A 12537-nucleotide genomic window follows, 5' to 3' on the forward strand; every position below is an offset into this window, starting at 1 on the left:
CAATCCCCGTTTGCTGATGAGGTCCCTGGTCTCCCCCCGTGGCAACTCCCGACGCGGTCCACGGAGACGAGAGCGCCCGGTGCCGTTTCGGCACCGGGCGCTTTTCGCGCTTCCTACGCGATGTGGTCCTCTTCGAGTTCCGCGTTGAAGCGGTTGGTGAAGCGGTTGACCATACGGTCGGTCTCCCGGGCGGGGAGGGGGGTCCCGTAGGTCGCCTCCACCGCGTCGCCGAACTGGTGCGGGGTGGGGAAGCTGCCGTCGATCGACTTGCGGAAGACCTGGTAGTAGTCGTCCTCGGTCGGATCCGGCTGGGGACTGCCGCCGCCCTCGCCGAGCTCGCGGGTGCGGTTCGGGCCCACCGGGATGGGGAAGCTGCCGGTCTCCTCCGGGGAGGGCTGCTGGAACTGCTCCGGCGGCTGGTCCTCGTACCAGTCCTCGTACTGCTCCTCCGGCTCGTACTGGGGCTCCGGGGGAGGCTCGTAGGTGGGGTCGTAGCCGCCGTGGTACTCGATCTCCCGCTGGGACTGGAACCAGGGGCTCTCCTCGTCCAGGGGGGCTTCCTGGCGCTGCGCGCCGAGAGGCGCCATACGTGCCGCCCCGGCGGCGCGACCGCCCCCGGCGGGACCGGGCGCGGCCAGCTGCGGCACGGCCGCCGTCGGGCCCCCGTCGGCCGCCGTCTGCCGCGGCGCGGCCGGCAGCAGCAACGGCTCGATCCCCGCCGCCGCCAGGCCCGCCGCGGCCGTCTCCGTCAGCGGTACGCCGTACCGGGCCAGGCGCAGCGGCATCAGCGACTCCACCGGGGCCTTCCTGCGCCACGCCCGGCCGAAGCGGCTGTGCAGCCTGGCCTGGTAGACGAGACGCTCCTGCTCCAGCTTGATGACCTGCTCGTAGGAGCGCAGCTCCCACAGCTTCATCCGGCGCCACAGCAGGAACGTGGGCACCGGGGAGAGCAGCCAGCGGGTGAGGCGGACGCCCTCCATGTGCTTGTCGGCCGTGATGTCCGCGATGCGGCCGATGGCGTGGCGGGCGGCCTCGACGGCGACGACGAAGAGGATCGGGATCACCGCGTGCATGCCCACACCCAGCGGGTCCGGCCAGGCGGCGGCTCCGTTGAAGGCGATCGTCGCCGCCGTCAGCAGCCAGGCCGTCTGGCGCAGCAGCGGGAAGGGGATGCGGATCCAGGTCAGCAGCAGGTCGAGGGCAAGGAGGACACAGATGCCCGCGTCGATGCCGATCGGGAACACATAGGAGAAGTTCCCGAAGCCCTTCTTGATGGCCAGTTCACGGACAGCCGCGTACGAGCCGGCGAAGCCGATGCCGGCGATGATCAAGGCGCCGGACACGACCACGCCGATGAGTATGCGGTGCATCCGAGTCAGCTGCGGTTGCGCGGCCACTCGTCATCCCCTCCCCTTGCGTGTTGTTGCGCGCAACAGGGTGGCACACGCGTGCGGCGAACGTGGTTCCGGTTGGGTTGTAAGCCCTTTCGGTCAGTTCTTCGCGGCGGCCGACTTGGACGGAGAAGCACTGGTAGAGGGCGACTTGGGCGCCGACTTCGAGGCGGGGGCCTTTCTGGCCGAACCGGACGCCGAGGACGAGCCGTTGGCGGACGAGACCGACGCCACGGCCTCTTTGGCGGCCGACTCCGCGGACTTGGTCAGATCGCCGGCGTCCGGCGTCTTGTCGCCCGCGAGACCGGCCCCGTTGTAGTCGAGGGTGACGACCACGTTCTCGACCCGGGCCACGACCGTCTGCTGCTTGAAGAGGCCCTCCTTCTTCTGCAGGTCGTACCGCACGGCCGTCGCCTCCGTGCCCGCCCCGGACACCGGTTCGGTGCTGGCGTTCTTCGCGCCGGACACCGCCTGCGCGTCCTTGACCTGCTGGGCGTAGTACGTGTGCGCCTGGGACTCGGCCGAGCCGCGGGTGGCGTCGGAGTCGAAGCGCAGCAGGGACACGTTCAGCCAGCGGAACTGCGAGCCCTTGACGCCGTTGTTGTCCAGGCTGCTCCAGGAGCAGGAGGAACGCGAGGCCGGATCGTCCGAAGTGCCCTTCTTGGCTGCCTTGGTCCCCTTCGGCACCAGGTTGGACAGCGTGTTGCCCGACACCACCGCGCACGGGTCCGGGAGCTTCTTGTACGCCGCCGCCTGCACGGTCGGGGAGGCGCTCGCCGAGGACTGCGAGCCGTCGCTCGCCGACTGCTGGGTGCTTTCGCCGGCGCCCTTGGGCTTGGAGTCGCCGGAGCCGGAGGAACAGGCCGCCGTGATCAGCACCGCGGGAACGGCGGCCGCGCAGACAAGAGCGCGGCGCAGGCGCCTGGTTCGCTGATCCTGCTGGGCACGGACGTCTCGCATGGCTGCTCGCTGCATGGTTCCTTCACTCGTGACGCTCGGTGTTCGTGCGGGTTCCTGCGGGCCCACCGTACGCGGTGAAGGAGCTGTGCGGTTTCCGTTCGAGTGCTTTGGTGGCGGCGGCCGATGGGACCGCGGCGGCCGTCAGCCGCCCAGCGCGTCGTCCAGCCGAGAGGCCAGACTACGGGCCCTGTCCTGCATTTCCTTGCTGTCCGGGACCGTTCCGGTGGCCATCGGCTGCTCCTCGTACTCGATGGTGACGACGACGTTGGACGTGCGAAACACCACAGTCACCGTCCGCTGCTCGGCCGTCGAACCGGAGGTGCTCAGCTGGTCGTCGATATACGCCTCGTCACCGACGTCGGTGAGGACGCGCGGCTGGAGATCGGCGGAGGGGGCGCCGGACGAGGGCGAGGACGAGGACGCGGAGGAAGAGGCGGAGGAGGGCGCGGCGGGGGACGAGGGGGCCGACACGGCGGCGGCGCCGCTCGCGGAGCCCGACGGGGTGGCCGTCGGGCTCGGGCTCTGCGTGCCGGTCGCCGCCGGGGAGCCGCTCGGCTCGGGGAGGTCGGCGGCCGTCTCCTTGCCCGCGAACAGCTGCTTCGCCTGGTCGTCGTCGCTGACCGTGTTGTCGTACGACACCACGCGTTCGAGGTCGACGGAGAGGCGGTCGGTGGCGTCCGCGGACTCGACCTTCCAGTGGCAGCCGACCTTGCGGTCGGTGTCGTAGGTCAGCTCGGCCTCGCCCTGGTAGGCCTTGTCGCGCTGGTCCGGGTCGGTGATCTGCTTGATGCCGGGCAGCAGCGAGCCGAGGGTGTCGTGGTCGACCGCGCCGCAGGGCTCGGGGAGGGTGCGGTACTTGCCGGGCTGGGCGACGGCCGCGGCCGTGCCGGTGCTGCCCGGGTTGGCGTCGTCCGTGGCGCTGTCGCTGCCGGAACCGCTCGTGCAGCCGGCCAGCAGTGCCGCGAGGAGGGCGGCGGTGCCGGATACGTAGGCCTTCCGCTGCACGGTCGGGCTCCTCTCGACGGATCGCTCGGTGGTCCTGCTTCGGGGGCCCGCGGCTTATTCGCTTGCCGCGGCGGGGCGCCCCCTGGAGACAATGTGTATCGCACACGCCGCCGTGAACGCCGGTCCCTTGTCCCTTTTCGTCGCGCTCGGCACTGCTTTTCCTTTTTGATGCTTTTAAGCCTTTTGTTGCTGGTTCCGGGGGAACGAGGAAGTCATGTCGTACGTGGAGATGCCGGGCGCGAAGGTGCCGATCCGGATGTGGACCGATCCGGCCACCGTGGAGGACGTGGCCCTGCGCCAGCTGCAGAACGTCGCCACCCTGCCGTGGATCAAGGGCCTGGCCGTGATGCCGGACGTGCACTACGGCAAGGGCGCGACGGTCGGCTCCGTCATCGCGATGCAGGGCGCCGTGTGCCCGGCCGCGGTCGGCGTGGACATCGGGTGCGGGATGTCGGCGGTGAGGACGTCACTGACCGCGAACGACCTGCCGGGCGACCTGTCGCGGCTGCGGTCGAAGATCGAGCAGGCGATCCCGGTGGGCCGGGGGATGCACGAGGATCCCGTCGACCCGGGCGACTTCCACGGTCTGGCCACCGGCGGGTGGGGCGACTTCTGGAGCCGGTTCGACGGCGTCGCGGAGGCCGTGAAGTTCCGCCAGGAGCGCGCTTCGAAGCAGATGGGGACGCTCGGGAGCGGCAACCACTTCGTCGAGGTCTGCACGGACACGGACGGCTCCGTCTGGCTGATGCTCCACTCCGGCTCCCGCAACATCGGCAAGGAACTCGCCGAGCACCACATCGGCGTGGCCCAGACGCTCCCGCACAACCAGGGCCTGGTCGACCGCGACCTCGCCGTCTTCGTCGCGCAGACTCCGCAGATGGCGGCCTACCGCAACGACCTGTTCTGGGCGCAGGAGTACGCCAAGTACAACCGGACGCTCATGATGGCGCTCCTGAAGGACGTCGTCCGTAAGGAGTTCAAGAAGGCGAAGCCCACCTTCGAGCCGGAGATCTCCTGCCACCACAACTACGTCGCCGAGGAGCGGTACGAGGGGATGGACCTGCTCGTGACCCGCAAGGGCGCGATCCGGGCCGGCTCCGGCGAGTACGGGATCATCCCGGGCTCGATGGGCACCGGTTCGTACATCGTGAAGGGTCTCGGCAACGAGAGGGCCTTCAACTCGGCCTCGCACGGGGCCGGTCGGCGCATGAGCCGCAACGCGGCCAAGCGGCGCTTCTCGACCAAGGACCTGGAGGACCAGACGCGGGGCGTGGAGTGCCGCAAGGACTCCGGCGTCGTGGACGAGATCCCGGGCGCCTACAAGTCGATCGACCAGGTCATCGACCAGCAGCGGGACCTGGTCGAGGTGGTGGCCAAACTGAAGCAGGTCGTCTGTGTGAAGGGCTGAGGCGCTTAGGAGGGGATGTGACGGGCGGAGGCGCGCGCAGGCGCGCCTCCGCCCGCTGCTCACTTCGCGTGGCGGACGGCGTAGATCATGACGAAGGCGACGATGTGGATGCCGAAGAGGAAGTAGGCGAGGAAGTACCAGACCTTGCGTTCGTCCTTGGCCTCCTGGGCCAGACGGCGCTGTTCGGCGCTGTCGCCGGGCATCAGCGTTCCCGGTGGAGCTTGGTGTTGGAGGCCTGGGCGCGGGGGCGGACGACCAGGAGGTCGATGTTGACGTGGCTGGGGCGGGTCACCGCCCAGGTGATGGTGTCGGCGACGTCGTCGGCCGTGAGGGGCTCGGCGACGCCCTCGTAGACCTTCGCCGCCCGCTCGGTGTCGCCGCCGAAGCGGGTCAGGGCGAACTCCTCCGTCATGACCAGGCCGGGCGCGACCTCGACGACGCGGACCGGCCGGCCGACGATCTCCAGGCGCAGGGTCTCGGCGAGGACATGGGCGCCGTGCTTGGCGGCGACATAGCCCCCGCCGCCCTCGTACGTGCCGTGGCCGGCGGTCGAGGACACCACCACGACCACGCCGTCGCCGCTCGCCTCCAGCTTGGGCAGCAGGGCCTGGGTGAGGTTCAGGGTGCCGAGGACGTTCGTCTCGTACATCGTGCGCCAGTCCGCCGGGTCGGCCGTGGCCACCGGGTCGAGACCGAGCGCGCCGCCCGCGTTGTTGACCAGCACGCCGATGGTCTGGAAGGCCGTGGCGAACTCGTCGACGGCCGCGCGGTCGGTCACGTCCAGCTGGTACGCCACCGCCGAGTGGCCCGCCTGGGTGAGCTCCTCGGCGAGGGCCTCGATGCGGTCCTTGCGGCGGGCGGTGAGGACGACGCGGTAGCCGGCCGCGGCGAGCTGCCGGGCCGTCGCGGCGCCGATACCGCTGCTCGCACCGGTGACGACGGCGATGCGGGAGGCTGCGGACGGGGCGGGCGTGGCCATGGGCTGCTCCTGAGGTCTGTCAGCGGTGGGGCTTCGTCCAGCGTAGGCGAGGGTCAGCCGCCGTTCCTCGGGGCCCACATGATCACGGCCATCCCGGCGAGGCAGATCAGCGCCCCGGTGATGTCCCAGCGGTCGGGGCGGTAGCCGTCGGCGACCACGCCCCACAGCAGCGAGCCGGCCACGAAGATCCCGCCGTACGCGGCCAGGATGCGGCCGAAGTGGGCGTCCGGCTGGAAGGTGGCGACGAAGCCGTAGGCGCCGAGGGCGAGGACTCCGCCGGCCGCCCAGAGCCAGCCGCGGTGCTCGCGCAGGCCCTGCCAGATCAGCCAGGCACCGCCGATCTCGAACACGGCGGCGACGACGAAGAGGGCGGCGGAGCGGAGGATCGGCATGCGGGCAGCTTCGCACGCGGTGGTACGTCACCTGTTCGAGGGCGCTCGGGCGGCGGCCGGCGTGGCATACATGGGTACGCCGGACCGGATCGCGAGTGTGAAGTGGTGAGCGGCGTGCGGATGCGGATGTGGATGGTGTCGGGGATGTGCGCCGGTTCTCTCATGGCGACGGGGGCGGCCGTCGCCGCTCCGGTGCCCCAGGCCGCACTCTCCTATCACGGGAGTGTCGTGATGAACGGGGACCAGGTGGAGGTGCGGCTCACCCCGCGCGACAACGGTCCCGGGCCCGTCCCCGACGCCACCGTGCGGCTGCGCTGGTCGGTGGCGCTGGCCGACACGCAGCGGCTGCCCGCCCGGTGCGTCCGCGAGGACGAGCGGACGGTGCTGTGCGGGACCGGGGCGCTGACCGAGGACGCGCCGGGGGAGCAGCTGCGGGTGCCGGTGCGGCTGAGGAAGGGGCCGGCGGAGGTGACGCTGGAGGTCGCGACCGCGTGGAGCGGGGGCGCGGTGGACAAGGACCGCACGGACGACCGGCTGAGTGTGCTGGTCCTGGACACCGGGGACGCCTACGCGTTCTGAGCGGTGTTCTCCGCGTCGTAGCGTTCGCGGGCCGCGCGTACCTCGTCGAAGTGGGTCTCCGCCCACTGCTTCACGGCGGTCAGCAGGCCGGCGAGGCCGACGCCGAGCGGGGTGAGTTCGTAGTCGACGCGGACCGGGACGGACGGGGTGACCGTGCGGCTGACGACGCCGTCCCGCTCCAGGGTGCGCAGGGTCTGGGTGAGCATCTTGGGGCTGACGCCGGCGATCCTGCGGCCGATGTCGCTGTAGCGCCGGGGGCCGGTGGCCAGGGCGGCGACGACCAGGCTGACCCACTTGTCGCTGAGCCGGCCGAGGAGCTGGTTGGTGGGGCACTCGCGGAGGAAGGCGTCGTAGTCGGCGCGGGCCTGCTCCCGCCGCTGGGCTGCCGTCATGGTCGCCATGGCCTCTACCTCCGGGTAAAGCTACGCACTCTCAGGTAACTACTTACCCGTGGATAGTAGCTCTCCTAGGGTTGGTGCTGCCGGCGGGAAAGCGTCCCGCCCGTCATCAAGTCCCTTCAGTTCCAGGAGAGTTGACATGCGTGCTGCTGTCGTGAAGTCGTTCGGTGGTCCGGAGGCCGTGGAGATCGCCGAGGTGCCGCTGCCCGAGCCGGGGGCGCGGCAGGTGCGGATCAAGGTGGCCGCGGGTGCGCTGAACCCGGTGGACGCGGCCTTGCGCGCCGGTCTGTTCGGCGGGGCCGGGAAGACCGTCGGGCTCGGCTGGGACGTGGCCGGCACGGTGGACGCGGTGGGGGTGGCCGCCGCCTGGCAGGCCGGTGACCCGGTGGTGGCGCTCGTGCCGGGCGTCTCCGACCCGCTGGGGGCGCACGCGGAGTACGTCGTCGTGGACGCGGACGCCGTGGCCGGGGCGCCGGCCTCGGTGGACGCGGTGCACGCGGGCACCCTGCCGCTGAACGGGCTGACCGCGTGGCAGGCCCTGGATCTGCTGGATCTCGCGCCGGGCGCGTCCCTGCTGGTGACCGGTGCGGCCGGTGCGGTCGGCGGGTTCGCCGTGCAGCTGGCCGCGCACCGGGGGATCGAGGTCACCGGTCAGGCCCGGGCGGGCGACGAGGAGCTGGTGCGGTCGCTGGGTGCCGCGCGCTTCACGGGCGGCGGGGCCGGGCCGGGCGCTGTGGACGCGGTGCTGGACGCGGCGGTGCTCGGCGAGCCGGCGCTGGAGTGGGTGCGCGACTGGGGCGTGTACCTCGGGGTCCGGCCGGGGGCGCACCCCGGCCCGGTGCGCGGGGTGCGGACCGGCTCGGTGGGGGTGCGTGCGGACGGGGCGCAGCTGGCGGAGCTGGTCCGGCTGGTGGACGAGGGGGTGCTGACCCTGCGGGTGGCCGAGACCTATCCCCTGGAGGAGTCCGCGAAGGCGCACGCCCGGCTGGCGGAGGGCGGTGTGCGGGGGCGGCTGGTGCTGGTGCCCTGAGGGGCGGGCGCGGGCTGCGGCAGGGGGTGGAATATCCGGGGCCGGGGGACCGTTGGGCGGATATAGTTGAACCGTCAACAACCTGGAGGGTGAGCGACCATGCAGTTCGGGATCTTCACGGTCGGCGACGTCACGCCGCACCCCACCACGGGGCGTACGCCGACCGAGCGCGAGCGGATCAAGGCCATGGTCGCCATCGCGCTCAAGGCCGAGGAGGTCGGCCTCGACGTCTTCGCCACCGGTGAGCACCACAACCCGCCGTTCGTGCCGTCGTCCCCGACCACGATGCTCGGCTACATAGCGGCGCGGACGGAGAACCTGATCCTCTCCACGTCCACCACCCTGATCACCACCAACGACCCGGTGAAGATCGCGGAGGACTTCGCGATGCTCCAGCACCTGGCCGACGGGCGGGTCGACCTGATGATGGGCCGCGGCAACACCGGCCCGGTCTACCCCTGGTTCGGCCAGGACATCCGGCAGGGCATCAACCTCGCCATCGAGAACTACGCCCTGCTGCGCCGGCTGTGGCGCGAGGACGTCGTCGACTGGGAGGGCAAGTTCCGCACGCCGCTGCAGGGCTTCACCTCCACGCCCCGGCCGCTGGACGGCGTGGCGCCGTTCGTCTGGCACGGGTCGATCCGCTCGCCGGAGATCGCCGAGCAGGCCGCGTACTACGGCGACGGCTTCTTCCACAACAACATCTTCTGGCCCGCCGACCACACCAAGCAGATGATCGAGCTGTACCGCGCGCGCTACGCCCACTACGGGCACGGCACGCCGGAGCACGCGATCGTCGGGCTCGGCGGTCAGGTGTTCATGCGGAAGAACTCGCAGGACGCGGTCCGCGAGTTCCGGCCGTACTTCGACAACGCGCCGGTCTACGGCCACGGGCCCTCCCTGGAGGACTTCACGGACCAGACCCCGCTGACCGTGGGCTCGCCGCAGCAGGTGATCGAGAAGACGCTGGCCTTCCGGGAGTACGCCGGTGACTACCAGCGCCAGCTCTTCCTGATGGACCACGCGGGGCTGCCGCTGAAGACCGTGCTGGAGCAGCTCGACATGCTGGGCGAGGAGGTCGTGCCCGTGCTGCGCAAGGAGTTCGCGAACGGCCGTCCGGCCGAGGTGCCGGAGGCGCCGACCCACCAGTCCCTGCTCGACGCCGCACGGAAGGAGACCGTGGCATGAAGCTCGTCGTTCTCTCCGCGGGACTGAGCGTCCCGTCCTCCACCCGGCTGCTGGCCGACCGGTTGGCGGCCGCGGTGGACCGGCAGACGCCGGTGGACGTCCAGGTGATCGAGCTGCGGGACCTCGCCGTCGGGATCGCCCACAACTTCACCAACGGGTTCCCGGGCAGGGCGCTGGCCGGCGCCGACGGGCTGATCGTGGTCACGCCGGTGTTCAGCGCGTCGTACAGCGGGCTGTTCAAGTCGTTCTTCGACGTGCTGGACAAGGACGCGCTGGCGGGCAAGCCGGTGCTGATCGCGGCGACAGGGGGTACGGGGCGGCACTCGCTGGTGCTGGAGCACGCGCTGCGGCCGTTGTTCGCGTATCTGCGGGCGGTGGTCGTCCCGACCGGGGTGTACGCGGCCTCTGAGGACTGGGGGGCGCAGGGGCTGGCCGAGCGGATCGAGCGGGCGGCCAAGGAGCTGGCCGTGCTGATGCCGGTCGCCGCGCGGGCCTCGGCCCCGGCGGTCGTGCCGTTCGCCGAGCAGCTGGCGGCGCTGGAGGCGTAGTCCTTCCGCCGGACTCGGGCGCCCCGCGTGCGATCGACCCGGTCGGCTGAGCGGGGCCTCGGAGTCGTGCGCCCCCTTCACCCGGTCGGCTCGGTCGGCTGAGCGGTGCGTTTTCCGCCCACCGCCCACCCGGCTCGGCCGGGTGGACGGTCCGCGGTGGGGCCGGCCCAGGTTGGTGAGAGGACGGTAGGGGAGGCTGTCCGGTTGCCCCTGTGACGGTGAGAGGGCGGTAAAAAGGGTGATCGTAGGCCCGCCCGTCCCAACCGAACCACCGGAGGCCTTGGCAGACTGGGTCTGTGCCCCAGACTGTGCTGCTCGCTGAAGACGACCGTGCCATCCGCCACGCCCTGGAGCGTGCCCTGGCTCTGGAAGGGTACGAGGTGACGGCGGTCGCCGACGGCGTGGAAGCGCTGGCGCAGGCCCACAAGACCCCGCCGGACGTCCTCGTGCTCGACGTGATGATGCCGGGCATCGACGGCCTCCAGGTCTGCCGGGTGCTGCGTGCCGAGGGCAACCGCACCCCGATCCTCATGCTCACCGCCCTGGTGGAGACCGCCGACCGCATCGCGGGACTGGACGCCGGCGCCGACGACTACGTGGTCAAGCCGTTCGACGTCGAGGAGGTCTTCGCCCGGCTGCGTGCCCTGCTGCGGCGGACCAGCCCGGTACCCGCCGGGGCCGGCGGCAGCGGCGGCGGCGACACCGGCCGGGGCGACGTCCAGATCTCCGACCGGCAGATCGAGGCGGCCGGCATCCGCATGGACCTCCAGGCCCGCCGGGCCTGGCGCGGCAAGCGCGAGCTGGAGCTGACCCGCACCGAGTTCGAGCTGCTGGAGCTGCTGGTGCGCAACGCCGGCATCGTGCTCGACCACTCCACCATCTACGACCGCATCTGGGGCTACGACTTCGGTCCCGGCTCCAAGAACCTCGCCGTCTACGTCGGCTACCTGCGCCGCAAGCTGGACGAGCCCGGCGCCCCGCAGCTGATCCACACCGTGCGGGGCGTGGGTTACGTGCTGCGGGAGGACTGAGTGGGGCGCCTGCGCCGGCTGCTGGCCCGGCGCCGGCCCAAGCTCGTCTCCCTGCGCACCACCTTCGCCATCTCCTTCGCGGCCGTCACCGCGGCCGTCACGATCCTCGTCGGCATCCTGTCCTACGGCTCCGCCGCCCGGCTGGTCCGCGTCGACCAGCAGTCGGTGTTCAGCCAGGTCGTGCAGGACGTGCGGGACGAGGTCCGGCAGCACGAGATGGTGCCGGAGGACTTCTCCTCCTCCCGGCCGGGGCACGATCTGGTCCGGCCCGCCCGCACCGATGTGCAGGTGCTCGGCGCGCAGGGGCAGATCGTCGACCACGGCAACCCGGTGCTGCCCGTCACCTCCCGTGACAAGGCCATGGCCCTCGCCCGGTCGGCCGGCAGGGTGGTCGAGCACAAGGACGTCCAGGTCAACGAGGACCTGTTCCGCACCGCCACCGTCTCCCTCGGCGACGGGCGGGGCGCGGTCCAGGTCGCGCAGGAGTTCAGCGACACCGAGGACCTGCTGCGCACGCTTCAGCAGCGGACGCTGATCCTGATGTCGGCCGTCGTCGTGGCGGCCGGTCTGTTCGGATGGTGGCTGGCCCGCCGGATCACCCGGCGCCTGGTGGTCCTCACCTCCGCCGCCGAGGACGTCGCCCGCACCCGCCGGCTGGGCATCGAGGTGCCCGTGGCGGGCCTCGACGAGGTGGGCAGGCTCGGGCGGGCCTTCGACCGCATGCTGGGCCGGCTCGCCCAGTCCGAGGAGGACCAGCGGCGACTGGTGCAGGACGCGGGCCACGAACTGCGCACGCCGCTGACGTCACTGCGCACGAACATCTCGCTGCTGCGCAGGATCGACGAACTCCCCCCGGCCACCCGCGAGGAACTCGTCGCCGACCTCAGCCAGGAGGCGCGGGAACTGACCGACCTGGTCAACGAGCTGGTCGACCTCGCCGCCGGGCAGGCCGACAACGAGCCGCCGCAGCACGTGGACCTCGCCGACATCGCCGAGGACGTGGTGGGGCTGGCGGGGCGCCGTACCGGCCGGGAGATCGTGCTGCGGGTCAGTGGAGACACGATGACCGACGGCCGGCCCGGCATGCTCCAGCGGGCCATCTCCAACCTGGTCGAGAACGCGGCCAAGTTCGACCGGTCCGGCAGGGGGCCCATCGAGGTCAGCGTCACCGGTCCGGCGCGGACGGGCACGGTGCGCGTGGAGGTGCTGGACCGGGGGCCCGGGATCGCCGAGGGCGACCTGATCCGCATCTTCGACCGCTTCTACCGGGCCGCCGACGCGCGCTCCCTGCCGGGGTCGGGCCTCGGGCTGTCCATCGTGCGCGAGGTCGCCATGGCCCACGGCGGGGCGCCGTTCGCCTACCGGCGCGAGGGCGGCGGCTCGGTCATCGGCTTCACCGTGGGCGGAGGCCTGTCGGGCGCGACCCGCGTCGGCGGGTGACCGGCGCGGCGTGACGCGTCAGGGGGCGAGTGCCGGGGAACCCGCTGATGGCTGCTGAAGGCATCCGACCCGGGCTCTGCCCTTGCGGACGCGGTCCGGCCAGGGGAGGGCCGGACCGGTGCGGTCGTAGTCGGTGCGGTCGTAGTCGTACAGGAGCGCCCGCCGGTCCGGGCACGTGTCGCGTGCGC

At 71.7% G+C, this 12537-nt stretch carries 14 protein-coding genes; 7 read left to right on the forward strand and 7 right to left on the reverse strand.

The window, feature by feature from the left end; translation table 11 throughout:
* Positions 1–113 precede the first annotated feature (113 nt).
* The 3 genes from ACWEN3_RS28110 to ACWEN3_RS28120 all read right to left on the reverse strand — a co-directional run bounded on the left by ACWEN3_RS28110 (position 114) and on the right by ACWEN3_RS28120 (position 3356).
* Entirely contained in the window at positions 114–1370 is a 1257-nt protein-coding gene (locus ACWEN3_RS28110; RefSeq protein WP_452976308.1) for a DUF2637 domain-containing protein, read from the reverse strand.
* A gap of 120 nt (positions 1371–1490) precedes the next feature.
* A complete protein-coding gene (locus tag ACWEN3_RS28115) occupies positions 1491–2351 on the reverse strand; it encodes a DUF3558 domain-containing protein (protein ID WP_452976310.1) in 861 nt (286 codons plus the stop codon).
* 141 nt (positions 2352–2492) lie between these two features.
* The gene (locus ACWEN3_RS28120; RefSeq protein WP_452976312.1) at positions 2493–3356 is read right to left on the reverse strand and encodes a DUF3558 domain-containing protein; all 864 of its coding nucleotides are present in this window, start codon (positions 3354–3356) and stop codon (positions 2493–2495) included.
* Positions 3357–3570: 214 nt separating this feature from the next.
* On the opposite strand from ACWEN3_RS28120, the gene ACWEN3_RS28125 reads away from it, so the two are divergent.
* The gene (locus ACWEN3_RS28125; RefSeq protein WP_452976314.1) at positions 3571–4764 is read left to right on the forward strand and encodes an RtcB family protein; all 1194 of its coding nucleotides are present in this window, start codon (positions 3571–3573) and stop codon (positions 4762–4764) included.
* 59 nt (positions 4765–4823) lie between these two features.
* Here ACWEN3_RS28125 and ACWEN3_RS28130 read toward each other — a convergent pair whose 3' ends face one another.
* The 3 genes from ACWEN3_RS28130 to ACWEN3_RS28140 are packed head-to-tail and all read right to left on the reverse strand — an operon-like array spanning position 4824 to position 6135.
* A complete protein-coding gene (locus ACWEN3_RS28130) occupies positions 4824–4967 on the reverse strand; it encodes a hypothetical protein (RefSeq protein ID WP_452976316.1) in 144 nt (47 codons plus the stop codon).
* A complete protein-coding gene (locus tag ACWEN3_RS28135; protein WP_452976318.1) occupies positions 4967–5743 on the reverse strand; it encodes an SDR family NAD(P)-dependent oxidoreductase in 777 nt (258 codons plus the stop codon). Before ACWEN3_RS28135 ends, ACWEN3_RS28130 begins: the two co-directional genes overlap by 1 nt.
* A gap of 53 nt (positions 5744–5796) precedes the next feature.
* Positions 5797–6135: a YnfA family protein gene (locus ACWEN3_RS28140; protein WP_452976320.1), complete on the reverse strand. Its 339-nt coding sequence runs from the start codon at positions 6133–6135 to the stop codon at positions 5797–5799.
* A gap of 144 nt (positions 6136–6279) precedes the next feature.
* Here ACWEN3_RS28140 and ACWEN3_RS28145 point away from each other — a divergent pair, with 144 nt between their 5' ends.
* The gene (locus tag ACWEN3_RS28145; RefSeq protein WP_452976322.1) at positions 6280–6714 is read left to right on the forward strand and encodes a hypothetical protein; all 435 of its coding nucleotides are present in this window, start codon (positions 6280–6282) and stop codon (positions 6712–6714) included.
* On the opposite strand, the gene ACWEN3_RS28150 is transcribed toward ACWEN3_RS28145, so the two are convergent.
* The gene (locus ACWEN3_RS28150) at positions 6702–7115 is read right to left on the reverse strand and encodes a winged helix-turn-helix transcriptional regulator (protein ID WP_452976324.1); all 414 of its coding nucleotides are present in this window, start codon (positions 7113–7115) and stop codon (positions 6702–6704) included. The genes ACWEN3_RS28145 and ACWEN3_RS28150 overlap by 13 nt on opposite strands.
* Before the next feature lie 136 nt (positions 7116–7251).
* Between ACWEN3_RS28150 and ACWEN3_RS28155 the strand changes: the two genes are divergently transcribed.
* From ACWEN3_RS28155 to ACWEN3_RS28175, 5 genes are all read left to right on the forward strand, one after another.
* Entirely contained in the window at positions 7252–8142 is an 891-nt protein-coding gene (locus tag ACWEN3_RS28155) for an NADP-dependent oxidoreductase (protein WP_452976326.1), read from the forward strand.
* A gap of 99 nt (positions 8143–8241) precedes the next feature.
* Positions 8242–9330, forward strand: coding sequence for an LLM class flavin-dependent oxidoreductase (locus ACWEN3_RS28160; RefSeq protein ID WP_452976328.1), 1089 nt, complete (start codon positions 8242–8244; stop codon positions 9328–9330).
* Positions 9327–9878 (forward strand): CE1759 family FMN reductase, encoded by a 552-nt coding sequence (locus ACWEN3_RS28165; RefSeq protein WP_452976330.1) that lies wholly within the window; start codon positions 9327–9329, stop codon positions 9876–9878. Before ACWEN3_RS28160 ends, ACWEN3_RS28165 begins: the two co-directional genes overlap by 4 nt.
* 296 nt (positions 9879–10174) lie before the next feature.
* Positions 10175–10909, forward strand: coding sequence for a response regulator transcription factor (locus ACWEN3_RS28170; RefSeq protein ID WP_452976332.1), 735 nt, complete (start codon positions 10175–10177; stop codon positions 10907–10909).
* Complete coding sequence (locus tag ACWEN3_RS28175) at positions 10910–12349, forward strand: HAMP domain-containing sensor histidine kinase (RefSeq protein ID WP_452976334.1); 1440 nt, start codon at positions 10910–10912, stop codon at positions 12347–12349.
* The last annotated feature ends 188 nt before the right edge of the window (positions 12350–12537 follow it).

It is taken from the genome of Streptomyces sp. NPDC004561, from assembly GCF_053602155.1.